This window comes from Streptacidiphilus sp. MAP12-16 (genome assembly GCF_041262165.1).
Lineage (GTDB): Bacteria > Actinomycetota > Actinomycetes > Streptomycetales > Streptomycetaceae > Streptacidiphilus.
Genome location: NZ_JBGCBY010000020.1, coordinates 135,851 through 159,959 on the forward strand (window position 1 = coordinate 135,851; position 24,109 = coordinate 159,959).

Consider the following 24,109-nt stretch of genomic DNA (forward strand, 5'->3'; position numbering starts at 1 on the left):
ATACTAATACCGGTATAAGTATTGGGTAGCATCGCATCGCAGGGAGTCACGACACATGGTGGAGATCAAGACCGACACAGCACTGGAGACGATGCGGGAAGCCGGACGCGTCGTGGCCCACGCCCTCGCGGCCGCCCGCGAAGCGGCAGCCGTGGGAGTTCGCCTGCGCGAGCTCGACGAAGCCGCCCGCACCGTCCTGACCAAGGCCGGGGCGCGCTCTCCGTTCCTGGGCTACCAGCCCTCCTTCGCCCCCACCCCCTTCCCCGCGGTGATCTGCGTCTCCGTCAACGACGCCGTCGTGCACGGCATCCCCGACGACTACCGCCTGCGCGACGGTGACCTGGTCAGCGTCGACTGCGGAGCCGAACTCGACGGCTGGACCGGCGACGCCGCGATCAGCTTCACGGTCGGCACCCCTCGTCCCGCCGACCTGGAACTCATCGCCGCCACCCAGCAGGCCCTGGACGCCGGCATCGCCGCCGCCACCGTCGGCCACCGCATCGGAGACATCTCCCACGCCATCAGCACCATCGCCCGCACCGCTGGGTGCGGTATGCCGGCCGACTTCGGCGGCCACGGCATCGGCCGCCGGATGCACGAAGACCCACACGTTCCCAACCACGGACGCCCCGGCCGCGGCTTCCCCCTGCGCCACGGCCTCGCCCTGGCCATCGAACCCATGCTCATGGCCGGAGGACGCAACGACTACCGCACCGACCCCGACGGCTGGACCCTGCGCACGATCGACGGCACCCGCGCCGCCCACATCGAACACACCATCGCCATCACCCAGGACGGCCCCCGCATCCTCACCCTGCCCTGACCTCGAACCCGCCCACATTCGGCAATCAACCCCCGAAGGACTCCGAGAGCCGACCAAGGGGACGCCGCCATCCGGGCGGTGATGCTGCGTCAGCCCAGCGCGCGGTCGAGGTTGAAGGCGGCGCTGATCAGCGAGAGGTGGGTGAATGCCTGGGGGAAGTTGCCGAGCTGCTCGCCCGTCGGGCCGATCTCCTCGGCGAACAGACCGAGGTGGTTGGCGTAGGTGAGCATTTTCTCGAAGGCGAGCCGGGCCTCCTCCAGCCGGCCCGCGCGGGCCAGCGCTTCCACGTACCAGAACGAGCAGATCGAGAAGGTGCCCTCGGGGCCGCGCAGGCCGTCCGGGCTGGCGGTCGGGTTGTAGCGGTAGACCAGCGAGTCGGAGACCAGGTCCGTGGTGAGCGCGTCCAGGGTGGAGAGCCACTTGGGGTCGGTGGGTGAGATGAACTTGGCCATAGGCATCATCAGCAGCGAGGCGTCCAGCTCACCGTCGTCCAGAGCCTGGACGAACGCGCCCCGCTGGGCCGACCAGCCGCGTTGCATGATCTGCCGGTAGATCGCGTCACGGGATTCCCGCCAGCGGGGCAGGTCGGCAGGCAGGCCGCGGCGGTTCGCCATCCGCATCGCCCGCTCCAGCGCCACCCAGCACATCAGCCGCGAGTACACGAAGTCCCTCCGGCCCGCGCGGGTCTCCCAGATTCCCTCGTCGGGCTGGTCCCAGTGCTCGCAGAGCCAGTCCGCCATCGCGCCGAGCTCGTCCCAGCGGTCGCTGCTGATCGGCTGTCCCCACTTGTCGTACAGGTAGGCGGAGTCCATCAGGGCTCCGTAGATGTCCAGCTGGAGCTGGTGAGTGGCGGCGTTGCCGACCCGGACCGGTCCGGAGCCGAGGTAGCCCTCCAGGTGCGGCAGCTCGTACTCGGGCAGCTCGCTGCGCCCGTCGATGCCGTACATGATCTGCAGCGGGCCGGTCTCCCGGCTTCCGTGCAGGATGCCGCGCTCGCAGAGGAACCCCATGAACGCCTCGGCCTCCGAGGTGAACCCCAGGCGCAGCATGGCGTAGACGCAGAAGGCGGCGTCGCGGACCCACACGTACCGGTAGTCCCAGTTGCGTTCGCCGCCGACCTGCTCGGGCAGGCTGGTGGTGGGTGCGGCGACGATCGCACCAGTCGGCGCGTAGGTGAGCAGCTTCAGCACCAGCGCGGAGCGGTTCACCATCTCCCGCCACCGCCCGTGGTAGCGCGAACCGGCCAGCCAGCGGCGCCAGAACCGGACGGTCGCCTCGGCCTGCTCCTGCGCCTCGGCGCGCAGGCACGACCGGGTCGGGACGTCGTCGCCGATTCGGTCGAGGGCGAACACGTTGGACTCGCCCTCGCGGAGCTTGAAGTGCGACCACACGTCCAGGCCGTCGCTCTCCAGTGGTGCGGTGGCGGTCAGCGCGAGCGTCAGTGACGGGGAGCGGAACACCGCCTCGTTGCCTTCGAGGTGCGCGGTGTGCGCTTCGGCGCCGTAGCCGAAGCGCGGGGCGATCCGCGCCCTGAAGGGGAGGGTTCCGCGGACGCAGATGACCCGCCGGATCAGCCGGTGCCGGGCCGCCTCGCGCGACTCGTCGACCACCGGCATGAAGTCCTGGATCTCCGCCACGCCGTCTGCGGAGAAGAACCGCGTGATCAGGACGTTCGTATCGGGGAAGTAGAACTGCCGGGTGCGGGTCGGGACGTCGGCAGCCAGCTCGAACGACCCGCCCCGGTCGGCGTCGAGTATGGACCCGAACACGCTGGGCGCGTCGAAGCGCGGGCAGCAGTACCAGTCGATGGTGCCGTTCGTTCCGACCAGGGCGGTCGTTCGAAGATCGCCGATCAGGCCGTGCTCGGAGATCGGTACGTAGCGGCAGCTCTCGGCCTGCTCGAAACCAGTCGTGTCAAACGCCATACCGGCCTCCCTGCCGCTGCGACGCGGGCCTGGAGAAGAAACCTCCGCACTTCATGCTAGATGATTGATTCCAAGGGGTCCTGGGCTGCGCGTTGAGGCGCTGAACAGCAAGAATGCGGTCTCCTGTTGCGGTTGTCGGCAGCAGTAGGGGATGAGCATCACGGGCAGACGGTGTAGAGCCCCGCTTCCGGACCTGGGAGTTGGACGGGACCTGGGAGCGGCTGTCCACCGCGATCTTGGCCGAGGCCGAGGCGGCCGGAGCGATCGAGTGGATCGTGGGTCTGTCGCCTGAGACGCGGGGCTCAGCTGTGGCGTAGCGGAAGCCCGAGCGTGGGCTCGCCTGGGCTGGAGCGCCCTGCCGCACCGGCTGGGAAAACCGCTGTCGGGCAAGTGAATCAAGGTGGTAGAACCACTGCTGTGCATAAGACTCTGGAGTTTTCCGATCTGCTGCGGCTGATTGACGAACGTGCGACCGCCTTCCGCGCCGTGATCGCCTCGGCACCCAGCCTCGACGTGCAGGTGCCGACCTGCCCCGAGTGGACGCTGTTCGATCTGGCGCAGCACCTGGGCCAGGGGCGTCGCTTCCGGGCCGCCACCATCGCCGCGGGACCTGCCGACGCTCCCCCGGCCGAGGCCGTCGCCGAGCGCACCGTGCCGGCCCCCCGGGAGCGCGAAGAGCTGCTGGCCTGGTTGGCCGCGACGACGCAGGAGCTGCTGGACGCGCTGCTGGCGGCTGACCCGGAGGGCAGTTGCTGGACCGGGTGGGGTGCCACACAGTTGACGGACACCTGCGGTTCCGTCGCCCGGCACCAGGTCCAGGAGATCGCGGTGCACACGTACGACGCTCAGGTCGCCGTGGGCGCCCCGCAGCCTCTGCCGGCCGAGGTGGCGCTCGACGGTGTCGAGGAGAACCTGTTCATCAGCTGCTTCACGACGAGCGCCTGGCCGCACAAGCCCACCGCCTTCGACATGCACGCCACCGAGGGCCGCTCCTGGCGTCACACGGTCGACGGCGACGGTGCACGGACCACCCGGCTGCCCGCTACCGGCGAGGACCCGGACGCGGCCGGTCTCTCTCTTCGCGGCACGGCCAGTGATCTGGTCCTCTTCCTGTACGAACGCATTTCGGCGGACTCCCTGGAACTCGACGGGGACCCAGGGCTGCTCGACCTGCTCCACGCCTGGGAGTGGTGGGCGTGACGACACGCCACCGCGTACAAACCTGCCGCCTCCATCGCGAACGGGTCTCGTACCGAACGGTGGCGGTCTCACCAGATGATCGGCTCCAAGGGGTTCAGGGGTAGAACGTCAGCGTGACGATGTGCCGTCGTATGGCTGGGTCGGCCGCGAGTTCGAACAGCATCGGAAGCGCCCGCAGGTAGTCCTGACACCGGTCGCGGTACTCGCGGCGGGCGCCCTGCAGGACGGCCTCCGGGACTTGCTCGTTCTCCAGCTTGGCGGTCACCTGCCGTTTCAGGTCCCACATCGAGCGTCGAGGCCGAGCGCCGCTCTCAGTACAGGCTTCGTCGGCCTGGTCTTCGCAAGGCGTCACGTCCAGCACTCGAACAACCCGACAGTCTTGGTGAAGCCCCGCCGGAGCTGCTACCAAGGAATGAGGTTTTCTCAACGAAATGATCTCGTGAGGTGACTCGGCCCAGGGGATCCCGCGAGCCGCGATGAGTCCTGCTGCCTCCGGCGGTCGTACTGTCGAACCCGTCACCGAGGAGGACTTCTGATGCGCAGTGTGACCTATTCGATGGGCGTCTCACTTGACGGCTACATCGTCGGGCCGGACGGCGGCTTCGATTGGACGCCGCCCGACGAGGAGGTCTTTCGCTTCGTCACCGACGAGATTCGAGAGGTCGGTGTCTACCTGTTGGGGCGGCGGCTGTACGAGACGATGCTGTACTGGGAGACCGCCGACCAGGATCCACCGCTCGACGACTCAATGCTCGAGTGGGCCGCGATCTGGAAGCCGCTCCCAAAGGTGGTGTTCTCCTCCACGTTGTCGGCGGTGCAGGGCAATGCCCGCCTGGCCTCCGGCGGCCTGGCGGAGGAGATCGAGCGGTTGCGAGCCGAGCCGGGGGAGGGCGACATCGCGATCGGCGGCGCGACTCTCGCCGCCGAGGCGGCCGCGTTGGGACTGATCGACGAGTACCGGGCCAGGGTCTGCCCGGTGCTGGTTGGCGGTGGCATTCCGTTCTTTCCCCAGCGCGAGCGCCGGGTGGATCTCGAATTCGTCGAGACCCGCACCTTCAGCTCGAGAGTCGTCTACCTCCGCTACCGCGTGGCGCGTTAGCCGGCTCGTCCGTGCCACACGGCACTCCAGCGAGGCGATCACCGACGGCATGACAGTCGGGGCCGGTCTTCACTCGGGGAGATGCGTGGTGGTCATCTGCTCGCCGCAGCGGTGAGTAGATCGGTCACCAGTGCGAGTGGGGGCCAGTCAAGGCGGCCGTGGCGCGCCACGGCGTACGCCCGCAGCTCGACCTCCGGGGCGGTCAGCGGCAGCAGTCGTACCCCGGCGAGCAGTGGGTAGTCGACCGGCAGCAGCGCCACGCCCAGGCCCGCGACGATCATCTCCTGCACCAGTTCGAGGCTGTCGGCCTGGTGGGTGACCCGGGGGCTGAACCCCGCCATCGACGACAGCGTGCGGATAACTTGCTCGTCCGCTGTGTTGCGGGAGTTGACGATCCAGTCGTGCGCGCGGAAGCGGGCGAAGGTGTCCAGGGTCGTCCCCTCGTGGGCCTCGGCTCCCACTGGGACGCCGAGTCCCCAGCCGGCGGTCCACAGTGGTCTGGCGCTGACAGTGGGGTCGGCGGCGGCCGGAGCCAGGTTGTAGTCGTAGGTGAGGGCCAGGTCTGCCTCGTCCGCCGCCAGCAGCGCCAATGCCTCGGCGGGTTCGTGCTCGCGCATGAGGACATGAACCCGCGGATTGCTCACGGCGAGCTCGATCACGACGGGCAACAGGTATCCGCGGAATGCGGTGGCGAAGCCGGCGACCCGCAGGGTGCCGTTGGGCTCGGCTCCCGGGCCCAGGTCGCGGTGCGCCGTCTCGACCGCGGCCAGGATCGTCACCGCGTGCTCGGCAAGCCGCCTACCCGGCGGTGTCAGCCGGACCAGGCGCCCGGAGGGCTCGATCAGCGCGGTGCCCATCTCGCCGGCCAGGGCGGCGATCTGCTGCGAGACCGTCGAGGTGGTGATTCCGAGTACATCCGCGACCGCGCGCATCGACCCCAGCCGGGACAGCTCCGCCAGTATCTGCAGTCGCCGTGTCTCCATCCGGCCATTGTTCAGCAATCCCGAACGGAATGTCCATGATCGGCACGTGGACACCAACGGTCGCCAGGCCATCTACTGGGGTCCATGAGCCCGCTGGAACCCGTGACCCGTCCCCTCGCCCCCCGCCTGCCCCTGCCCGGCGCCCAGGGCGGAGCCCTGATGGCCCTGGGGTCGATGTCCTCGGTCCAACTCGGGCTGGCCCTTTCGGTACCCCTGTTCGCCCAGCTCGGCGCCCTGGGAACGGCAGGGCTACGACTGGCCTGGGCCGGCCTGCTGGTCCTGGTGCTGGTTCGGCCGCGCCGCCGCGACTTCACCGGCCGGGACCTGCTGGTCTGCGCGGTGCTGGGCGTGGTCACCGCCGGCATGGTGCTGTTCTTCATGCTCTCTGCTGCACGTATCCCGCTCGGCACCGCGAGCGCGCTGGAATTCCTCGGCCCGCTGGGGGTGTCCCTCTACCGCCCCGGCGCCGGGCGAAAGCACTGGACTGCGCTGGCCGCCGTCGGCGTCGTGCTGCTGACCGAGCCCTGGAACGGCGGCATCGACCCGGCCGGCCTCGGATTCGCCCTCGGCGCTGCGGCCTGCTGGGCGGCGTACATCCTGCTGACCCAGCGCGTCGGCGACCGGGTCACCGGCCTGAAAGGGCTGGCCGTTTCGCTGCCCGTAGCCGGCGTGGTCGGCATCCTGGTCAGCGGACCGTCCGAGCTGGGCCGGGCGACCTGGCCACTGCTGCTCATCATGCTGGGGCTGGCCGCACTGAGCACCGTGCTGCCGTTCTCACTCGAATTCCTCGCGCTACGCCGCCTCACCACCTCGGCCTTCGGTACCCTGATGAGCCTGGAACCCGCCATCGCGCTCGCCATGGGCCTGCTGGTGCTCGGCCAGGTACCCGGACTTCTGCCCGCAGTCGGCGTCGTCTTCGTGGTGATCGCGGGGGCTGGTGCGACTCGCACCGGCGCCCGCGAGGCAGCTGAGCGAGAGGCCCGGGAGCCAGTGACGTGTGACATCGCCGCCAGTCCAGCGCCGCCCGCACCATCTCCCCGGGGCGGGCAGGGCCGGGTTCCAGCACGCCTGGCATGACAAGGAGGAGCTTGGCCGTATCGACCTGCCTGCTCGCTCGTAGTCCGCTGATGTCGACAAGCGGGCCCCACAAAAACTGTCTTGTGGTCGCGCGCCCTGCGGCCATTCCTGTGAAGTGGCACGTACGAGGAGCGGGCAGCAGCCGTGGCTGTGCCCACCCTGGCGTTGCCGACCCTGGACGGCCGGTGGACCGATCCCTGGAACGCGAGCCCGCTCGGTGACCTTTGCCCGGAGGAAGCCGGGGCCGAAGCGAACTGGCGTCTTTCCGACGCCTACCTGCGCGGGCTGACGAAGGATGCGCTGATCGTCCAACTCCTCTGCCACTGCTGACTGGGCACCCCTCGAGGTCGGGCGCGGGGCCCGCCCGTGGGAGCGGGCTGCGCATCTGTGCCCGCCCACGACCAGGCGGCAAGACTCACCGTCGCCCCCAACGCGCCTCGACCGTCCTCCAGAACGGCCTGCGCGGGGCCCGGCTCGGGTACAAGAAGCGCGCGCTGCCTCCGAACGGGGCTCGGCCGCGCAGTCACACCAGCAGGGGTTTGAGGGCGCTCCACTGGCGCAGGCCGGGATGGGGTGGCTGATCGGATCCGATGCCCCCGCTGCGCGGGGAGGGCACCACTGCCCACCGGTCGCGTCCGCGCCCAGGGCGGTTCCAGCTCTTCGGCCCCGCGACACACTGTCGTCTCGCTCTTCCCAGCGGCTCTTGCAACCGCCCGCACTCCGCCATGGCCGAGCAACCTCGCCTCGTCGGCCACGGCCAAGCGCCGCTGCCCTCGTTGAGGTGCGGTAGTAACACCGAGAACCCGTGGGTGAGTTGAGAAATGATCTCGTGCATGATCGCCATACCAGCCCTACGAGCCGACAAGCGTGAAGCAACACCTTGATTCTTTTTGAGCCGACGGTAGTGCGCGGTCCGCAATCGCCCGGTCAGCCAGCAGGCGGCCGTCGTGGTCAACTCCCGCTCCAATGCGGGGAAGAGGTCGTCGACAGCAGCTGCTGGACGAGGCGCCGGAGGCGTTCGCGATCTCCATGGCTATCAGGTCCGGCGAACAGGTCGAGTGGTCACAGGCCGGGCAATTGGTTCCACCACCCGGCGCTTGCGTCCTCGGCGGTGGCTGCTTGATCAAACGGAACTCCGATCAGCTTTTCGGCCCAGGCCAAAACGTTAGCCATGGACACGTTGCACGCGGTGAACTATCACAGCAACCCGCCGCCCCACCTGGGCGGACACCACTGCCACGAGGAGACAGCCAGCATGCTCCAGCTCCGCAAGACCCGACGCGCCATCGCCCTCACCGCCGCCACCCTCGCCCTCGGCGGCGGGGTGACCATCACCGCGACCGGCGCCGCCCACGCAGCGCCGACGAGCTGCTCGTGGACGCGCGAAGGAAATGACGGCACCGAGTACGTCAGGGATGGCAACGGAAACCTTCTCATCGCGGGGTGGATCGAGCAGCAGTACGACTACTGCGGGAGCACTCGGGCCGTCTTCTACTGGAACAACTCGTTCCGGACGACGGGCCACCCCGGCATCACCGGAGCCTGGGTCCACGCAATCAACCAGTCGTACGACGACCTCGGCACAGGGTCGGACAGCGGCGGCTTCGTGGGATCCTCGGCCGGGGCCAGCGTGCCCACGGCTTCGATAGGCGTGCACGCCGGTGGGACCAATTCCTGGACCGGCGAGTCCGACCTCCGCGTCACGTACAGCAATGGGGCGGTGCGTGACTGCACGGCCTGGAGCGACACGCACGACTACCACACCGGAAACACGATCGCTGGGGGCGTCAGGAACGGCACATGCAGCCTCTGATGTGTCGCTGATGCGGCTGGCCTTCTGCACTATCCGGGAAGCCACATGGGCGTGAAGCCGGACGGGGCCGCAAGACCGTGTCAGTTGCGGCCTTCGGCGATCGCCGGGCCGGCGACGTGGTCGCGGGCTTACCGTCAGTCGAAGAGAACGGGATACGGGCAGAGTTCCAGAGGTGCTCCACGGTCCGCCCGGAGCCGCATTTGGCGACATCTCCGCTGGTGCTGTGCGACCTCGCCGACACGCTCGCGTTGAACCCGCTCGCCACCGCCCTGCTTGGCGACCAGACCCGCCAAGCCGGCGCTTCAGCCGGAGTGTGTTGGGTGGGTCGGCATGTGGGTGGAGGCTTCCGGCGCGGTGGCGGCGGGCGGCAGGGGTGCGGCGGGCTGGGAGGCTGGTCGCCGCAGCTATATGGACGTCAGAAGTCGAACAGCTGGCCGGTCGCGCGGCGCATCAGGCAGTTGTTGGGGGTAGGTCTGCCGGTAGTCGACCGGGTTGCCCTTCCACACGCCGATCACGGTCACGGTCACGGGCCGGACGAGGGCAGGGCACATGATCTGCAGGGTCGGCGTAGCGGTGAAGTCGAGGCCGTCGGCTTGAAGGGTCGCGCAGCTGGCGGCCGGGGCGGGGTGGTCGCCGCCCGGCTGGTCGCCGCATTGCAGGATGGCCGTGCGGCTGGCGCGCGGCGCGTCCGGGGTGCCGTCGGCCACGGTCATCACCAGTATCGAGGGGCCGTCCCCGCCAGGCGTGGGGGCGGCGAGGGCCTGCGGTGCTGCCATCGCGGTCAGCCCGGCGGCGAGGAGAGTGATGGCGGCCAGCCGGTGGGAGATGTGACGCATCGAGTCCTCCAGATTTCGTTCCCATGCCGTCCGAACGGTCGGACGGTTCGCAGCGAGGAGACTGTCACAGTCGGAAGGCGGGTAGCAGGACGACCGGGCCGAAGACATGTCATGTCCATGCATATTGGCTGGGTGATGGCTTGTGAGTGGAACGGTTGCGAGTGCGTGCGGGTCAGCACCGCGTGCCTCTCGGCGCCGGGCGCCGGGTGCCGGGCCGCGCCCGGGGTATGGCGGGGTCCTTCGCCGCGGGCGCGCAAGCCCTGGGGACAAGCCACCTCGGAAGGGCTGGACCCGGCCGCGCGACGCTTCACGCCTGGGATGGCGGTTGTCGGGTCAGCGCAGCGGGCGTGCGGCCCACGGCGTCCAGGCCGTGCACGCGGCTCGGGGCCGCGACGGTGGCGGCACGTTGGTTTGATGTACGGCTCCTACACCCCTCTCGTCGCCGCGTCTTTCGTCGCCGTGTTCCTCGTCGTCGACCTCGGCTTCGGCTCGTTGTCGGCCTTGATCGCCCCGCCGCGGTCGGTAGCCCGCTGATCGCCCGTGCCACGATCCGCGCTGGAGGCCGCAGCGACGGGGCCGTCCAACCGCCGCCCGAGCGCGAACGGAGTCCCCCGGAGTGCGATGCACCAGAGGTCGCGCTCTGCTGTGTAAGGGAATGGAACGACCCGGAACAGGAGATCTTGAAAATGGCCGTAGTAATGACAATGCGCTGGGCCGGCGTCACGCCCGAGCAGTACGACTCGGTCCGCGACACGGTCCGCTGGGAGCAGGACACGCCGACCGGCGCAGTCCTGCACGTCGCCTCCTTCGAGGGCGGCGCCTTGCATGTGACCGACGTATGGAGCTCGCAGGCGGACTTCGAGCGCTTCTTTGCCGACCGGCTCGCTGCAGCAGTCAAAGAAGCGGGCATTGAAGGCGAACCGGAGACCAGCTTCCGGCCCATTCACCGCCGCTTCGTCGCCCCGGGTGTGACCGGCGCCGCCAGCTGAGCAACACGAGTGTGGAAGACCCGGCCGCCCCATGGCCGAACATGACGGTGTTCCCGTGACCGGCCAGGTCACGGGAACACCGTGAAGTTCGGCCAGACCTACGCCAACGCCCTGCGCCGCCGACGCCCCCAGCCTGAGCGTCGCGCTCACAGGTCGCGGCGTTGGAAGACGAGCATGGCGAGGACCGCTGCGACGACTGGCCAGACCGTGAAGACGATCCAGGCCCCGGTGATCGTCGACTGGTGGAAGCCCGGGTCGAAGGCCGGGTCGAAGCCTGGAGGGACCTGGGGGGATCTCCCTCGGGCGCTGCCATGCGCGGAAGACGGTGCGTGGTCGATGTCGGCCGGCCAGCAAGGATTGCCGGCGGTGGGGTCGGTCAGCGGTCCTCTGCCTGGCCGAGCCGCTGCGCGGCGCGTTCGCCCCGGGCGGCTACCGGTTGCGTTCCGAAGGCCTGGCCGAGGCCGTACGGGGGCATGTTGACGTAGACCGTCTCGTGGCGTCCTGCGGGTACGGCGTAGGTCTCGTGCCAGATTCCCATGGCCGGCTTGTGGCCCCTGGTGGCGGAGGCGCGGGCCCTCTGGTTGAAGGCCTGCCAGGCGGGCCGGTGCTGCTGGTCGGCTGCGGCGGCGTACGCCAGCAGGCGGTCCGTGTCCTTCCAGTACTGGACCAGGGTGATCTCGCGCAGCCCCCCTCCGATCATGAGCCGGAAGCCGGCCACGCCGGAGTTCGGGTCGGCGGCGAGCTCCTTCAGCATCCCCGGCATCGCGGTGAAGGCGGGCCACCACTGGCGCAGCGCCCGCCAACGGTGGATCCGCATCCCAATCATGAAGACGACCACCTCGCCGTTGTTCGCGTCAGTGGCCCGCCCTTCGACGATTCGAACCGACATGATTCCCTCCGTAAGGACATGGGATAGCTTGACTATCCCTTGCTAGGATAGTCCCACTATCCCATCAGGCTTGTCCAGGGCCCTACCACTTTCGGAGAGGCGCGAGCCATGAGGCTGTCCGAGCTGAGCGCTCAGAGTGGGGTGTCCATTGCGACGATCAAGTTCTATCTGCGTGAGGGTCTGCTGCCGCCCGGAGAGCGGCTGTCGGCCTCCCGGGCCGAGTACAACGACGTGCATCTGCGCAGACTGCGGCTGGTACGGGCACTGATCCAGGTGGGCGGCATGTCCGTGGCCAGGACCAAGGACGTGCTTAGCGCTGCCGAGGACGACTCGCTGGACCAGCACCAGCGGTTCGGCGCCGCGCAGAGCGCGCTGCTGGGCGACCAGGGCCCGGAAGTTGCCGCGCTGCAGCCAGGGGAGAAGGCGAGAGCGACAGTGGACGAACTGCTGGAGGAGGTCGGCTGGGGGGAGTGTCGCGGCTACCCCGCGTACTGGATGCTGGTGGGCGCCGTGGCCTCGCTCGAGCGGCTGGGATACCCCAGCGACCTCGCCCATCTGCGCCCCTACGCCTCGGCGGCGGCGCCGCTGGCCGTCTTCGATCTCGGAGTGATCGGGGAGTATCCGCCCGGCGAGGCGCAACTGGAGGCCGTGGTGGCCCTCACCGTGCTGAACGAACCGGTACTGCTTGCTTTGCGGCGGATCGCGCACGCCTACGTATCCGGTCGGACGTTCAGTGCCGGGACGGGCGAAGGCGCCGCCGGCTAGAACTCCTTGGCGTGGGCCTGACCGCTCGCGCGGGGCTTGCCGTTCCTGGGCACGGCCGGACCGCTGTCCTTCCGACCCACAGCCGAAAGCCGTGGGTCGGCGAACCGGTCATTCCGCTCCGCCGACCCATGCCCAGCCATGGGCAGGTCACTCGCCGCGATGGGCGCTGCCGCGGTTTCGGCGTCCTCGAAGGGCGAGTACGCCGCCGACGGCGACGGCCAGCACGCCGGCGCCGGCGGCGTAACTGACGGTGTCGCTGGCCCCGGTGGTGGCCAGGGCTGCGCCCGTGCTCCCGGCGGACGGGGACGCGGAAGCCGGGGCGGACCCCGTTCCGGACACGGCGACGGCGGCAGCCGAGGCGGAGGCGCTCGCCGCCGACGACATCGGCTTCGCGGCGGTTGCTATCGCCTTGTCCCTGGTGAAGGTCAGGGTGCCGTAGCCAAGTTGGTCGAAGCCGCCGCTGGCGCCGCCGTAGTTCCCGCCGCCGCCCTCGGGGCGGACCTTCGCCGCGGTGGCGGCGGTGTAGGGGGCGGCGAGCTCGCGGCGGTTGACGTAGTGGTTGTAGATCATCTCCCAGATCGGGCGGGCCGCACCCCGGCCGTCCGGGGACGCGGCGGTGAGGGTCTGCGATCCCGACCACACGCCGGGCGCGCCGTAGTTCCAGGTCCAGGGGGTGTAGGGCACGTCGTAGCCCAGGTTCCACTTGGCGACGTACTCGATGCCCTTGAGGAGCCGGTTGTCGTCGTAGCCGTACAAGTCGATGCCCTGGTTCCAGGCCATCTCGCAGATGACGCCCGCCAGGCCCACGCCCAGCGTGGCGTGCCCCTGGTCCCGGCCGACCTCCACCCACTGCCCCAGGCCGCCGGGGTGGATCTCGGTGATGAGGTGCTTGATGGAGCCGTTGCCGGCACCGGTCTTGAAGTAGGTGACGGCCTCGTCGACCTTGGCCTGGTCGTCACACAGGATGCCCACGGACAGCACGCACGCCACACTCAGCAGGTCCCAGCTGCCCCAGTAGTTGGTGGCGAACGCGCCGTTGTGCTTGGCGAGGAAGTCGCTGCTCATCGGGTAGAAGATGGTGAGCATCATCGCCTTGAACCGGTCGAGGTCGAACCCGTTGTACCCGCGCATCAGCTCGGCGGCGTTCGCGAACTGGTAGCCGTAGATGCCCGCGGCTATGAACCTGTCCCCGCTGCCGGCCAGCGTCTTCATCTTCGCGGACCAGGCGTTGAGGATGTCACGGGCCGCATCCCCGTGCGCCGCATCGCCGGTGATCCTCCAGCGCAGGGCGTTCTGATAGGCGGCATGGATGTCGTAGTACATGGCGGCGTAGTTCTCCGGGGAGCCGGCGCCACGGTAGACGGTGGCCTGCGGGTTGGCCTTCCACGTGCTCTGCGAGACCGAGTTGGTCGCAAGCCGGTTCCAGCCGTCCGTCCAGGGCTGCGCAGCCGCCTTCACCTTCGCCGCCATGCGGTCCAAGTCGGCCTGCGTGTGCAGCATCCCCGGGTGTGCGAACCCCCCAGTGGCCGCCGCCGCGGTGCCAGTGCCCAGTGCCACTGTGCCGCCGGTCAGTGCCACGGCGCCGACACTGGTCGCCAGGCCACCGGCGATCTGCAGCAGGCTCCGGCGGTTGAGCATCTGCGGGCTCATGTTCTGACTCAACTGTTCTCCCTGGTCGGTCGGCTCTATGCCATGGAGACTGATCGGCCGACGGGCCATAACAAGAAGTCGCAACCAGAGTTAGCGGTCGCCGTGGCACCACAGGGCCCGGCGGTGAGAGAGCAGAGCTCAGCGCGCCGACGAACGGATGTGGCCGTCTTCGAGCACTGACATGGTGGCGCTGCCAGCGTGTCCACCCAGCCCGCATGACCCGTTGGGAATCAGGCCACCGCGAACACCGACACTTCGCAGAACCGGGTCAGTTTGATGCGATCGGCCGCGCGCGGAACGAAGCTCAGCCAAGGCAGAGGATCAGCAGCTGCACCCGACAGCTTGCCGGGGGAGACGGGGGCGCACTGGCCGGGGGTGTGGTTGGCGGCGGAGCCGAAGCGGAGACAGTCTTGCTGGGCGAGGCTGGGGACGACGACGCGGGTGCGGCGGACGTGGTCGTCCGCGCGCCGGGGACGGCCGCCGAGATGCCGGGGTCGGGCGACGACGCGCTCGCTGTGGCGGCAGAACTGATCGCAGTCGCCGGGGCATAGTCGGCTACTGGTGCGACGGCAGGGGCAGCCGCGCTCTGTGCTGGAACTGCGGCTGCCTTCGCAACCGATGGCGGCGTGTCGCCGTACCCGGTGGCGGAAGGCCCGCTCAACGCGGGCGGGGCGGGCACAGGTACGCCTCGGATTCCCGTGGTCCCCTGCAGGCTCACGACGCCCAAGCCGGCGATCATCAGTGTAAGGGCCAGCCGCCACCCCGGGACTGACCATCGGGAATGCCGGTCTGGCACGCCCGACCGCGCCAGGGCAGGACCAGGGCGCGTGGCCGCCACCGGGCGCGCCTCCGCGACGGACCCGACACCTGCAGTGGAGTGGGCCACCGGCAGTTCGACCGCCGCGATGCCACAGCCTGGGCAGGAGAGCGCACCGTTGACGTAGCGGCGGCAGGTCGGACAGTACCTCACGGGATCCTCCGCGCCAGTAGAGACAGGTCTCGCCGGCAGAGGAGGCGAGACGCGGCCACACTGGCAGGCGGACGCTCAGCCGACCGGCCGCTCGCCGAAAAAGCCCGCAATTGGGCCCCTGGACTGCTAATGTTACCTGTCGTAATTGAGCCCTGACGTTGGGTCAGCTCCCTTGTTGGGCTCGGCCCCGCAGACAGCGGTGGCGGCGCTGGGCGGGGTTCATCGACTGGAGTGTCCTGGCAGCGATCGCGCACACCGCCCACACCGACGGCCGCCCGCGATCCGTACCCGGTGCGTGGTGGGCACCGCCGCGAACGGATATTCGGCACGGATCAGCCCGTCCCGTTCAGCGTCGGGAGGTATTCGGCGGCTCGGCCGGCACCTCGCCCGCCGCGCGTGCGGACGCTTGGGTGACCGGTTCCAGGTCGGTGGCGTCGGGGCGCGTTCTGGTGGCGGCGGAAGCTCCGCAGCACGCAGCGCTTCTGCGAGGACCTAAGCCAGACGGCGTTCTCCTGCCGTCCCGCGCCGCCGAGTTGAGCCCACTGGTCACTTCGCTGGATCAAGTCCTGCCCGACGGCCACGCAGACGGCGTTTGACTGGTCACCAATTCCGTTCGCGGTGGCTGAGGACAACCCACTAGCCTGCCCCGATATGGACATTGACGATCCCAAGGAGCTGGTCCGGCGCGGGTATGACGCCCTGTCCGTGCGCTACGACGAGGCCTACGGCTCCGGGACGAAGTACCAGCCGTGGATCAGCGAACTGTGCCGCCGCATTCCGGCCGGAAGCAGGGTGCTGGACCTGGGTTGCGGAAGCGGTGTACCTGTTGCTCGCGACCTGACGGCTGCGGGTGTCCAGGTCACGGGCGTCGACATCAGCGAGGTCCAGATCCGCAGAGCCCGGGATCTCGTGCCGCGGGCTGAGTTCATCCGCGCCGATGCCACGACTCTGGACTTCAGCAAGGACTCCTTCGACGCGATCGTCTCCTTTTACGCACTCATCCACATCCCCCTTGAGGAACAGCCCTCGCTGCTGGAGAGGGTGGCCACGTGGCTGCGGCCTGGCGGATGGTTCCTGGGCACCACCGGCCAAGGTGCTTGGACCGGACTCGACGACAACTGGCTCGGCGGCGGGGTGGCCATGTGGTGGAGCCATCCGGACGCCACTACGAGCCGGGCCTGGCTCTCCCAAGCGGGCCTGACGGTCGAACAGGAGGAGTTCGTCCCCGAAGGCGAGGGCGGCCACGCGCTGTTCTGGGCCCGCCGCCCCTGAGGCTGACCTGTCATCGACGTCTCTCTCCGGCGCGAGCAACCTGGCGCTCGGACCTCAAGTGCGGAGGCAATCAACCAATGGTCACGAGACCAGAACCCAGACTGATCCTCTTGTGCGGGCTCCCCGGAGCAGGAAAGACGACGCTGGCGAAGCGGATGGCTGAAGAGATCCCCGCCGTGCGTCTGTGTCCTGACGAGTGGATGGCCAGGCTCGGCATCGACTTGCTCAACGCAGCGGCTCGCGACCAGTTGGAGGGGCAGCTCTGGGAGCATGCGCAGGAACTGTTCAGGCTCGGGCAGACCGTGATCTTGGAGTTCGGCTTCTGGGATCGCGCTGAACGGGACGAGAAGCGACTCGCCGCACGTGCACTCAGGGTCCCCGTCGAGTTGCACTACCTCGCAGTGCCGCTGGACGAACTATTCCGCCGCGTCACGGCCCGCTACCGAGAATGCCCGAGTGGCACGGTCCCGATCAGCCGCAACATGCTCGAAGAGCACGCGAAGCACTTCGAGACGCCAGGACCGGAGGAACGTGACCTCTTTGACGAGCCTCTTTCCTGAACCAGGGTCACCGGGCTCAATCCCGCCGAGTCGATACGCGTGCCGAAGACCATGGACCCCCTGCCCACCCGATGGTTCGAACTTGCTCTGCTGATGGCATCGCGTATGGGATCGGCGTGAGTTGCCCAGGCGGACGGCGACAGAACGAGCAGTCTGTGGTCCCAAGCAGTCGGGACCGGCTCAGTCGCCGAACGCACGGGACAACCGGCCCCCGGCACGGGTGCCCCAGCCGAGGTTCCGCCGCCCGCACCGCGCCGGGGCAACTCCTTCACCTCGGTCTCGCTGGATCCGCCGCTCGTGCTGTTCTGTCTGCACCGGGGTTCCCGGCTGCGGCCGGTCATCAGCCGCGCGCGCGGATTTCGTCGTCAACTTCCTTGCGGCCCAGCAGGAGTCGCTCGCCCTGGCGTTCGCCGCACGCGAGTCCGCGGTGTTCGAGGACGTGACGCATCACCGGTCCGCCGATGGGCTGCCGATACTCAGGAGTACGGCGGCGGCGACCACATCATCGTGCGCGGCGAGGTGGTCGAACTCGGGGTGCCGAGCGAGGACGAGGACCCGCTGATCTTCTACCGGGGTGCGGTGCATGCGCTGCAGGAGAGGCCCGGGGCCCTCCGCCTGCGCTGATCAGAGCGGGCGGCTCGCTCGCAGCTGGTCCGCGGCATCGTAGGCCAGTCGTGCGCTCTCGACCTTCTCCAGGTTGGTGCCGGACCACTGCACGAGAGCGGAGAACAGGGGGGCCAGGCTCCGGCCCAGCTCGCTGATCTCGTACTCCACCCGGGGCGGCACCTCCGGGTAGTAGGTGCGCACGACCAGGCCGTCGCGCTCCATCTGCCGCAGCCGCTGGGTCAGCACCTTGGGCGTGATAGTGGCGATCTTGCGTTCCAGGTGCACGAAGCGCTGGCGTCCGAACTCGTTGAGGGTCCACAGGATGGGTGTGGTCCAGCGGCTGAAGACGATGTCGACCACGGGGCCGATCGGGCAGGCCTGCTCCGCGCCGACCTGCGCGGTTGACGTGCCGGATGCGTTGACGCCCATGTCGGCTCCTCAGGGGTAGTCACTTTCCTATAGGTACCTACTATATCGGCGCTGCTAGCCTCGGCGCAGTCGCTACGGCAACGAAAGTCACCCCTTATTCGCGACCCGGGCACGAGCTATCTCCATGCATCAAGGAACAGTCCGAATAATCCCCGTCCAATCGATTCACCTGGAGTTGTTCCATGCCTGCGCCAGAATCATCCACTTACCCCGCCGTGCGGGCCTCGGACGTGCCGGAGGCCGGAACGTCCGACCGCTCCGGCCTCATCCTGGTGTTTCTCTGCATCGCCGGATTCATGACGTTCCTCGACGTCTCGATCGTGAACGTCGCCCTGCCGTCGATCGAGAAGACGCTCAACATCTCCGAGAGCTACCTGCAGTACATCGTGACGACCTACGGCACGGTGCTCGGCGGATTCCTGCTGCTCGGCGGTCGGCTCGCTGACACCTTCGGACGCCGTCGCATGCTGCAATCCGGTCTGGTGCTGTTCGCCCTGGCCTCGCTGATGGCCGGCTTCTCCCAGGGTGCCGTCATGCTGATCGTCGCGCGCGGCCTTCAGGGCCTCGGCGCGGCCATCATCGCCCCCGCCGCCCTCAGCCTGCTGACCGTCACCTTCGCCGAGGGCCCCGCACGTACCAAGGCGCTCGGCGCCTGGGGCGCGGTCAGCGGTATCGCCTCCGTCGTCGGAGTGATCCTGGGCGGCCTGTTCACCGAGGGGCCCGGTTGGCGCTGGATATTCTTCATCAACGTGCCGATCGGAGTGGCGGCCGCGGTCCTCGCGCCCACGATCGTGCCCGAGAGCCGCTCCGATGAGCGCCGCACCACCTTCGACACCGCCGGCGCGATCACCCTCACCGGCGGACTGGTCCTGTTCATCTACACCCTGGGCCAGACCGCCACCGCCGGCTGGACCTCCGCGCGGACCCTGGGCAGCCTCGCCGCCGTGGTCGTCCTGCTGGCCTCGTTCATCCAGATCGAGCGCCGGGCCCAGTACCCGCTGATCCCGCTCGGCATCTTCAAGCGCCCCGTGCTCCGGGCCGCGAACCTGACCGCCATCCTGTTGTTCGGCACCCTGGTGACGCTGTTCTTCTTCGCCAGCCTGTTCATGCAGCAGGTCCTCAACTACTCCCCGATCCGCACCGGCATGGCCTACGTTCCGCTGGCCATCATCGTGTCCGTCGGCGCCGGCGTCGCCTCGACCCTGGTCACCAAGGTCGCCGCCAAGCCGGTGCTGGTGCTTGGCCTGCTGCTCGCCGCCACCGGTCTGTTCCTGCTCTGGCGGGCCCCCTCCAACGGGAGCTACGTCGTCGACATCCTGCCCGCTTTCCTTGTCGCCGGGCTCGGCCTGGGCATGACCTTCGTGCCCCTGCAGGTCGCCGCGTTCTCAGGAGTCAGGACAGAGGAGTCCGGACTGGCCGCAGGCCTCATCAACACCAGCCAGGAGGCCGGCGGAGCGCTCGGCGTAGCCATCGTCGCGACCATCGTGTTCAGCCGGGTCCCTGCCCTGACCCGCTGGGCGGACGGCGACCCGACCCGGGTGCTCGCGGCCCGGGTGACGGTCTTCCACGAGGCATTCCTGATCGGCGCCTGCTTCGCCCTCCTCGGAGTTGTGATCTCGCTGCTCCTGCTGCCGATGATGCGGGCGTCGGACACCCCGGAGACCGCCGCGGCGGAGCCCGTCCACGGCGCCTGAAGGGCGGAGCGTTCGATGGCTCTGTCAAGTGGCGGGCGGCACCTGGCTCACCCTGGAGGGCCGAGCCACGATCACCGACGATCCCGAGCGGGTGGCCGAAAGAGTACGGCGCTACGTCAAGCGCTACTGGTCGCCCCGCCGCCGCTGCCCGGGATGGTCGTCATCGAGATCGAGGTCGACCGGGTGCTCGGCCTCGACTGAACAGCCATTGACGGCTGCGCGACGGTGCCGGGCTCGATGGTGCGGTCTGTACCGAACTACACACTCCCGCCGGACACGGCGGTTTCAGCGGGATGGGACAGCGGTTCTGCTCCCGGGCGCTCGAACTGAGTGCGGTACAGCTCCTCGTAACGGCCGCCGGCGGCGAGGAGCTCCTCGTGGGTGCCGCGCTCCACGACCTCGCCCGCCTCGACGACAAGGATCTGGTCGGCGGCACGGACGGTGGACAGGCGGTGCGCGATGACCACTGCGGTGCGGCCCTCCAGGGCCTCGGCCAGAGCCTCCTGGACGGCCGCCTCCGAGGTGGAGTCCAGGTGGGCGGTGGCCTCGTCGAGGATGACCACGCGCTGGCGGGCCAGGAGCAGCCGGGCGATGGTCAGGCGCTGGCGCTCGCCGCCGGAGAGGCGATAGCCGCGCTCGCCGACGACCGTGTCCAGGCCGTCGGGCAGCGAGGCAACCAAGCCTTCGAGGCGGGAGCGGCGAAGCACGTCCCACAGCTCGCCCTCGGTGGCATCGGGCCTGGCCAGCAGGAGATTGGCGCGGACCGACTCATGGAAGAGGTGGCCGTCCTGGGTGACCATGCCGAGGGTCTCTCGGATCGAGTCGTGCGTCAGATCGCGTACGTCGAGGCCACCTAGGCGAACGGCCCCCTCATCGGCGTCGTACAAACGGGGCAGCAGTTGGGCGATGGTGGACTTCCCGGCTCCGGAGGAGCCGACGAGCGCGACCATCTGGCCCGGTTCGGCGCGGAAGGACACGCCGTGCAGGACCTCGGTGCCGCCCCGGGTGTCCAGGCTGGCGACCTCTTCGAGGGAGGCGAGGGAGACCTTGTCTGCGGACGGGTAGCCGAACCGGACGGCGTCGAACTCGACGGAGACCGGGCCCTCGGGGACCTTGCGGGCGTCCGGCTTCTCGTCGATGAGCGGCTTGAGGTCGAGCACCTCGAAGACCCGCTCGAAGCTGACGAGGGCGCTCATGGCCTCGACGCGGGCGCCGGCGAGGGAGGTCAGGGGTGCGTACAGGCGGGTGAGCAGCAGAGCGAGGGAGACGACTGCGCCCGGCTGCAGCTGTCCACGCAGTGCGTAGAAGCCGCCGAGCCCGTAGACGAGGGCCAGCGCGAGAGCGGAGACCAGGGTGAGGGCGGTGATGAACGCCGACTGCGACATCGCCGTCCGTACGCCGATGTCACGCACCCGGCGGGCCCGTGCGGCGAACTCGGCGGACTCGTCGGCGGGCCGGCCGAACAGCTTGATCAAGGTCGCGCCGGGCGCCGAGAAGCGCTCGGTCATCCGCGTGCCCATGGCCGCGTTGTGCTCCGCGGCTTCGCGCTGAAGGCGTGCCATGCGGGTGCCCATGCGGCGGGCAGGGACGACGAACACCGGCAGCAGCACCAGGGCGAGCAGGGTGATCTGCCAGGAGATGGTGAGCATGACGGCGAGGGTCAGCAGCAGCGTCACGACATTGCTCACGACGCCGGAGAGGGTGTTGCTAAAGGCGCGCTGGGCGCCGATGACGTCGTTGTTGAGGCGGCTCACCAGGGCGCCGGTGCGGGTGCGGGTGAAGAAGGCGACCGGCATGCGCTGTACGTGGTCGAAGACGGCGGTCCGCAGGTCCAGGATCAGCCCTTCGCCGAGGCTCGCCGACAGCCAGCGGTTGAGCAGGCCGAGGGCGGCTTCCGCGAGTGCGATCGCGGCGATCAAAAGCGCGAGGCGGGTGACGGTGCCGGTGTCCTTGCCGTTCACGATCGCGTCGACGACGCGCCCGGCGAGGACGGGGGTGGCGACAGCGAGGAGTGCGGTCGCCACACTGAGCACCAGGAACTGCATGATCTGTCGGCGGTGCGGACGGGCGAAGGCCCCGATGCGCTTCACGGTGGCCCTGGTGAGGGGACGGCGCTCCTGCTGCGCGTTCATCACGCTGTGCAGCTGCATCCAGGCTGTGGATTCCATGCTCATGAAAGAGACTCTAGGCTTTCGACGTTCTGACAGGTGTGTGAGGTCGCAGTCTCGGGTGGTTCGCTGTGAAGCGCGCCGGCTTGCCCGGCCCGGAAGCCTCTCCAGCGCACAATGGCCGACCCGATCGAACCTGGCCACAGGTATGTCTTCTGACGTTCTATCCGTCGAATCTCAGCGAGCGCTGCTGAGGAGAGACCATGGATGGTCGTGGTGTCGTCGTGCATCCGGGGCCCGCGCTGAAGCTCGGTACGGACGCGGCCGGGCCGTCTACGCGGCATCGGCCTATCTGGTGAACGTCATGCTCGTCATCGTCCCACCCGTAGGCACTTCGCGAGCAGACCGGGTCGACCCCACGTCCTGACGAGCAGTTGCCGGCGCCTCCGCGGCTCGCGCCCGCAGCTACCGCTCGTGCTCGGCAACGGTAGGCGGCGTGCTGTCGACGGCACCCTCCTGCGCACCCGCCGACGCACCGGGGACAAGAACCGGCCGAACTACGGCGGCAAGCACAAGGCCCACGGCCTGCTGTTCCTCGCGCTCACCGACGAGAAGGGCGACGGCGCGCCGACTCGGCATGACGTGTGAAGACCGGCTGCCGGACGCGCGGGGGCGCCGTTTCGGCGCGGGCCGGAACGGCGCGAGGTGCGTGCCCCGGTGCCGCCCTACCGTGCGGGGACCGCGCCGTCGTAGACGTTGTCCGGGGTCGCGATCGAGGTGACAGCGCGGGCGAGAAGCGTGGACGGCTCCTGGCCCTGGAAACTGATGTCCGTGTTGATCTGGATCACGAGGGTGGCCTTCTGTGAAGGCAGGTAGACGGTCACGCTCTCGTAGCCCGGGATGGAGCCGTTGTGCCCGATCCATCCGTTGGTCACGAAGATGCCCAGGCCGTAGCTGGTGCCGGGGAAGCCGGTCGGCAGCACCTTGAGCCGCTCCCGCTGGGTGTGCGGGCGCAGCAGCGCTCCGGTGGCGACGATCTCGGCCCAGCGGCGCAGGTCCTGCAGGTTCGAGATCATCGCCCCGGCTGCCCAGCCCCAACTCGGGTTCCAGTCCGTGGAGTCCACGGTCGCGCCGGTCGGCGTCTGGTTGGTGTAGCCACGCGGGTGCGGCATGGGGAACTCGGCTCCCCGCGGGAGCAACGTGTGGCGCAGGTGAGCCGGGCGGAGCACCCGTTCGTCGAGGAAATCGGTGAGGCTGTGGCCGCTGACCTTCTCGATCACCAGGCCCAGCAGGATGAGGTTGCTGTTGGAGTACTGGAACTCCTCGCCCGGCGCGAAGGTGTTGCAGTGCTTGAAACCGTAAGCGAGCACCTCCTGCGGGGTGAACGGACGGCTCGGATCGCCCTCCAGCGCCTGCGCGAAGTCCGGGTCGGCGGTGTAGGGGAACAAGCCGCTGCGCATCTCCGCGAGCTGACGCAGCGTGATGCAGTCACCGTTGGGCACCCCGTCGACGTAGGCGGCGATCGGGTCGTCCAGCCTGATCCGACCGTCGTCGACGAGCTCGAGCAGTGCGGTGACGGTGAAGGTCTTGGTCTCGCTGCCGATCCGCGTGAAGAGGTCGGTGGTCATCGGCGCGCCTGTGGTGACGTCGGCGACACCGGTCGCGCGAACATAGCTTCCCCTGCCCGGCATCCACAGCCCGACGACGACGCCCGGAATACCGGCCTGCGCGCGAACGTCCTCGATGGCCTTGTCCAAGCGAGAGGTCAGCTCGGGACCGAGGCCGTGCGGCGTGTCGTCGTCCTCGCCGTACCGGTCCAGGCTCTCGGCCTGGGCGGCTGAGGCGAAAGTCCTTGTCATCGGGGCCAGCGCGGTCGCCGCGAGGAGCGCTGCGGTGAAAGCACGGCGGGAGGGGGTACCTGGCATGTCCGGCGCTTCTTCCTGGTCGGGAGCTCAGACGGCAACGTCACCACCCGCGCCCCCAGTGGAGGCCTCAGCCGCGGCACGACGTCGACGAGTCCACTCGTTCGGCGTCATACTCCGCGCCAGTTCCCCGGGGGCAGCCCGCCAGCCCATCGCCTCCAGGGATTTGCCCTGCGTCTCCTTGATGCAGAAGGACACGAACGGGATCGCCAGCATGCTCCTGCGGGCCCTGCTCATGCTGACGAACGTCGAGGTGGTCCGCTGACGGATGATCACCCGATCGCGATCGCGATCGCGATCACGTTCCTGGGCGGCTCGAGCACCCTGGCCTCGCCCCACAACGTGTGCCGGCATCGGTTTCCGCATCCAGGTAGGCCCAGTGCGTCGCGCCGCCTGCGTGGGGTTGTGTGCCATGTGCGACAGCCAGGGCGTCGATGATGATCAGTCCGCGTCCATGCTCGTCGTCCGGGCAGCGGCCCTTGTGCCCCTGGACGGGTGG

22 protein-coding genes and 1 pseudogene are annotated in these 24,109 nt (G+C 69.0%); 13 read left to right on the plus strand and 10 right to left on the minus strand.

Annotated elements, in window-relative coordinates; translation table 11 throughout:
* The first annotated feature begins 55 nt into the window (after nucleotides 1-55).
* Nucleotides 56-823, plus strand: a complete 768-nt coding sequence (map, locus tag ABIA33_RS25290; RefSeq protein WP_370084744.1) for a type I methionyl aminopeptidase — start codon at nucleotides 56-58, stop codon at nucleotides 821-823.
* Nucleotides 824-912: 89 nt separating this feature from the next.
* On the opposite strand, the gene ABIA33_RS25295 is transcribed toward map, so the two are convergent.
* On the minus strand, nucleotides 913-2,748 hold the full coding sequence (locus tag ABIA33_RS25295) for a glycoside hydrolase family 15 protein (protein ID WP_370084745.1): 1,836 nt from the start codon (nucleotides 2,746-2,748) through the stop codon (nucleotides 913-915).
* A gap of 417 nt (nucleotides 2,749-3,165) precedes the next feature.
* Here ABIA33_RS25295 and ABIA33_RS25300 point away from each other — a divergent pair, with 417 nt between their 5' ends.
* On the plus strand, nucleotides 3,166-3,948 hold the full coding sequence (locus ABIA33_RS25300) for a maleylpyruvate isomerase family mycothiol-dependent enzyme (protein WP_370084747.1): 783 nt from the start codon (nucleotides 3,166-3,168) through the stop codon (nucleotides 3,946-3,948).
* Between the two features lie 94 nt (nucleotides 3,949-4,042).
* Here the strand turns inward: ABIA33_RS25300 and ABIA33_RS25305 are convergent, their stop codons facing one another.
* A complete protein-coding gene (locus tag ABIA33_RS25305) occupies nucleotides 4,043-4,309 on the minus strand; it encodes a hypothetical protein (RefSeq protein WP_370084748.1) in 267 nt (88 codons plus the stop codon).
* A gap of 174 nt (nucleotides 4,310-4,483) precedes the next feature.
* Between ABIA33_RS25305 and ABIA33_RS25310 the strand changes: the two genes are divergently transcribed.
* On the plus strand, nucleotides 4,484-5,047 hold the full coding sequence (locus ABIA33_RS25310; RefSeq protein ID WP_370084750.1) for a dihydrofolate reductase family protein: 564 nt from the start codon (nucleotides 4,484-4,486) through the stop codon (nucleotides 5,045-5,047).
* 92 nt (nucleotides 5,048-5,139) lie between these two features.
* Here the strand turns inward: ABIA33_RS25310 and ABIA33_RS25315 are convergent, their stop codons facing one another.
* Nucleotides 5,140-6,030, minus strand: coding sequence for a LysR family transcriptional regulator (locus ABIA33_RS25315; protein ID WP_370084751.1), 891 nt, complete (start codon nucleotides 6,028-6,030; stop codon nucleotides 5,140-5,142).
* Nucleotides 6,031-6,114: 84 nt separating this feature from the next.
* Between ABIA33_RS25315 and ABIA33_RS25320 the strand changes: the two genes are divergently transcribed.
* Together ABIA33_RS25320 and ABIA33_RS25325 are read left to right on the plus strand one after the other, a co-directional pair.
* The gene (locus ABIA33_RS25320) at nucleotides 6,115-7,107 is read left to right on the plus strand and encodes a DMT family transporter (RefSeq protein WP_370084753.1); all 993 of its coding nucleotides are present in this window, start codon (nucleotides 6,115-6,117) and stop codon (nucleotides 7,105-7,107) included.
* A gap of 144 nt (nucleotides 7,108-7,251) precedes the next feature.
* A complete protein-coding gene (locus tag ABIA33_RS25325; RefSeq protein ID WP_370084777.1) occupies nucleotides 7,252-7,437 on the plus strand; it encodes a hypothetical protein in 186 nt (61 codons plus the stop codon).
* Nucleotides 7,438-7,757: 320 nt separating this feature from the next.
* On the opposite strand, the pseudogene ABIA33_RS25330 reads toward ABIA33_RS25325, so the two are convergent.
* Nucleotides 7,758-7,951 (minus strand): annotated as a pseudogene (locus tag ABIA33_RS25330) (ISAzo13 family transposase); the annotation flags it as partial.
* Nucleotides 7,952-8,278: 327 nt separating this feature from the next.
* Here ABIA33_RS25330 and ABIA33_RS25335 point away from each other — a divergent pair.
* Nucleotides 8,279-8,920: a hypothetical protein gene (locus tag ABIA33_RS25335; RefSeq protein WP_370084754.1), complete on the plus strand. Its 642-nt coding sequence runs from the start codon at nucleotides 8,279-8,281 to the stop codon at nucleotides 8,918-8,920.
* Between the two features lie 404 nt (nucleotides 8,921-9,324).
* Here the strand turns inward: ABIA33_RS25335 and ABIA33_RS25340 are convergent, their stop codons facing one another.
* Complete coding sequence (locus ABIA33_RS25340; protein WP_370084756.1) at nucleotides 9,325-9,756, minus strand: SSI family serine proteinase inhibitor; 432 nt, start codon at nucleotides 9,754-9,756, stop codon at nucleotides 9,325-9,327.
* Between the two features lie 686 nt (nucleotides 9,757-10,442).
* Between ABIA33_RS25340 and ABIA33_RS25345 the strand changes: the two genes are divergently transcribed.
* The gene (locus tag ABIA33_RS25345) at nucleotides 10,443-10,745 is read left to right on the plus strand and encodes a hypothetical protein (RefSeq protein WP_370084776.1); all 303 of its coding nucleotides are present in this window, start codon (nucleotides 10,443-10,445) and stop codon (nucleotides 10,743-10,745) included.
* Nucleotides 10,746-11,121: 376 nt separating this feature from the next.
* On the opposite strand, the gene ABIA33_RS25350 is transcribed toward ABIA33_RS25345, so the two are convergent.
* Complete coding sequence (locus tag ABIA33_RS25350) at nucleotides 11,122-11,634, minus strand: DUF4188 domain-containing protein (RefSeq protein WP_370084758.1); 513 nt, start codon at nucleotides 11,632-11,634, stop codon at nucleotides 11,122-11,124.
* A 108-nt stretch (nucleotides 11,635-11,742) separates the two neighbouring features.
* Here ABIA33_RS25350 and ABIA33_RS25355 point away from each other — a divergent pair, with 108 nt between their 5' ends.
* Nucleotides 11,743-12,399 (plus strand): MerR family transcriptional regulator, encoded by a 657-nt coding sequence (locus tag ABIA33_RS25355; protein ID WP_370084759.1) that lies wholly within the window; start codon nucleotides 11,743-11,745, stop codon nucleotides 12,397-12,399.
* A 147-nt stretch (nucleotides 12,400-12,546) separates the two neighbouring features.
* Here ABIA33_RS25355 and ABIA33_RS25360 read toward each other — a convergent pair whose 3' ends face one another.
* Nucleotides 12,547-14,061 carry an alginate lyase family protein gene (locus tag ABIA33_RS25360; protein WP_370084760.1) on the minus strand — a complete coding sequence of 505 codons (1,515 nt, stop codon included), beginning with the start codon at nucleotides 14,059-14,061 and terminating at the stop codon, nucleotides 12,547-12,549.
* 398 nt (nucleotides 14,062-14,459) lie between these two features.
* Here ABIA33_RS25360 and ABIA33_RS25365 point away from each other — a divergent pair, with 398 nt between their 5' ends.
* The 3 genes from ABIA33_RS25365 (at nucleotide 14,460) to ABIA33_RS25375 (ending at nucleotide 16,851) form a co-directional block, all read left to right on the plus strand.
* On the plus strand, nucleotides 14,460-14,600 hold the full coding sequence (locus ABIA33_RS25365) for a hypothetical protein (protein ID WP_370084761.1): 141 nt from the start codon (nucleotides 14,460-14,462) through the stop codon (nucleotides 14,598-14,600).
* A gap of 1,070 nt (nucleotides 14,601-15,670) precedes the next feature.
* Nucleotides 15,671-16,291: a class I SAM-dependent methyltransferase gene (locus tag ABIA33_RS25370; protein WP_370084762.1), complete on the plus strand. Its 621-nt coding sequence runs from the start codon at nucleotides 15,671-15,673 to the stop codon at nucleotides 16,289-16,291.
* Between the two features lie 77 nt (nucleotides 16,292-16,368).
* Complete coding sequence (locus tag ABIA33_RS25375) at nucleotides 16,369-16,851, plus strand: AAA family ATPase (RefSeq protein ID WP_370084763.1); 483 nt, start codon at nucleotides 16,369-16,371, stop codon at nucleotides 16,849-16,851.
* A 624-nt stretch (nucleotides 16,852-17,475) separates the two neighbouring features.
* Here ABIA33_RS25375 and ABIA33_RS25380 read toward each other — a convergent pair.
* Nucleotides 17,476-17,886 (minus strand): winged helix-turn-helix transcriptional regulator, encoded by a 411-nt coding sequence (locus tag ABIA33_RS25380; protein ID WP_370084764.1) that lies wholly within the window; start codon nucleotides 17,884-17,886, stop codon nucleotides 17,476-17,478.
* A gap of 182 nt (nucleotides 17,887-18,068) precedes the next feature.
* Here ABIA33_RS25380 and ABIA33_RS25385 point away from each other — a divergent pair, with 182 nt between their 5' ends.
* A complete protein-coding gene (locus tag ABIA33_RS25385) occupies nucleotides 18,069-19,580 on the plus strand; it encodes an MFS transporter (protein ID WP_370084765.1) in 1,512 nt (503 codons plus the stop codon).
* A 257-nt stretch (nucleotides 19,581-19,837) separates the two neighbouring features.
* Here ABIA33_RS25385 and ABIA33_RS25390 read toward each other — a convergent pair whose 3' ends face one another.
* Nucleotides 19,838-21,754: an ABC transporter ATP-binding protein gene (locus ABIA33_RS25390; protein ID WP_370084767.1), complete on the minus strand. Its 1,917-nt coding sequence runs from the start codon at nucleotides 21,752-21,754 to the stop codon at nucleotides 19,838-19,840.
* 408 nt (nucleotides 21,755-22,162) lie between these two features.
* Between ABIA33_RS25390 and ABIA33_RS25395 the strand changes: the two genes are divergently transcribed.
* Nucleotides 22,163-22,336: a hypothetical protein gene (locus tag ABIA33_RS25395; protein ID WP_370084768.1), complete on the plus strand. Its 174-nt coding sequence runs from the start codon at nucleotides 22,163-22,165 to the stop codon at nucleotides 22,334-22,336.
* 77 nt (nucleotides 22,337-22,413) lie between these two features.
* Here the strand turns inward: ABIA33_RS25395 and ABIA33_RS25400 are convergent, their stop codons facing one another.
* Nucleotides 22,414-23,613: a serine hydrolase domain-containing protein gene (locus ABIA33_RS25400; protein WP_370084769.1), complete on the minus strand. Its 1,200-nt coding sequence runs from the start codon at nucleotides 23,611-23,613 to the stop codon at nucleotides 22,414-22,416.
* Between the last annotated feature and the right edge of the window lie 496 nt (nucleotides 23,614-24,109).

Bases quoted from the DNA above. Each gene is read 5' to 3' on its own strand.
- ABIA33_RS25335 (WP_370084754.1), top strand. From the start codon at position 8,279: ATGGACACGTTGCACGCGGTGAACTATCACAGCAACCCGCCGCCCCAC.
- ABIA33_RS25355 (WP_370084759.1), top strand. From the start codon at position 11,743: ATGAGGCTGTCCGAGCTGAGCGCTCAGAGTGGGGTGTCCATTGCGACG.
- ABIA33_RS25380 (WP_370084764.1), bottom strand. From the start codon at position 17,886: ATGGGCGTCAACGCATCCGGCACGTCAACCGCGCAGGTCGGCGCGGAG.
- ABIA33_RS25295 (WP_370084745.1), bottom strand. From the start codon at position 2,748: ATGGCGTTTGACACGACTGGTTTCGAGCAGGCCGAGAGCTGCCGCTAC.
- ABIA33_RS25390 (WP_370084767.1), bottom strand. From the start codon at position 21,754: ATGAGCATGGAATCCACAGCCTGGATGCAGCTGCACAGCGTGATGAAC.
- ABIA33_RS25345 (WP_370084776.1), top strand. From the start codon at position 10,443: ATGGCCGTAGTAATGACAATGCGCTGGGCCGGCGTCACGCCCGAGCAG.
- map (WP_370084744.1), top strand. From the start codon at position 56: ATGGTGGAGATCAAGACCGACACAGCACTGGAGACGATGCGGGAAGCC.
- ABIA33_RS25310 (WP_370084750.1), top strand. From the start codon at position 4,484: ATGCGCAGTGTGACCTATTCGATGGGCGTCTCACTTGACGGCTACATC.
- ABIA33_RS25400 (WP_370084769.1), bottom strand. From the start codon at position 23,613: ATGCCAGGTACCCCCTCCCGCCGTGCTTTCACCGCAGCGCTCCTCGCG.
- ABIA33_RS25320 (WP_370084753.1), top strand. From the start codon at position 6,115: ATGAGCCCGCTGGAACCCGTGACCCGTCCCCTCGCCCCCCGCCTGCCC.
- ABIA33_RS25315 (WP_370084751.1), bottom strand. From the start codon at position 6,030: ATGGAGACACGGCGACTGCAGATACTGGCGGAGCTGTCCCGGCTGGGG.
- ABIA33_RS25340 (WP_370084756.1), bottom strand. From the start codon at position 9,756: ATGCGTCACATCTCCCACCGGCTGGCCGCCATCACTCTCCTCGCCGCC.
- ABIA33_RS25370 (WP_370084762.1), top strand. From the start codon at position 15,671: ATGGACATTGACGATCCCAAGGAGCTGGTCCGGCGCGGGTATGACGCC.
- ABIA33_RS25375 (WP_370084763.1), top strand. From the start codon at position 16,369: ATGGTCACGAGACCAGAACCCAGACTGATCCTCTTGTGCGGGCTCCCC.
- ABIA33_RS25350 (WP_370084758.1), bottom strand. From the start codon at position 11,634: ATGTCGGTTCGAATCGTCGAAGGGCGGGCCACTGACGCGAACAACGGC.
- ABIA33_RS25385 (WP_370084765.1), top strand. From the start codon at position 18,069: ATGCCTGCGCCAGAATCATCCACTTACCCCGCCGTGCGGGCCTCGGAC.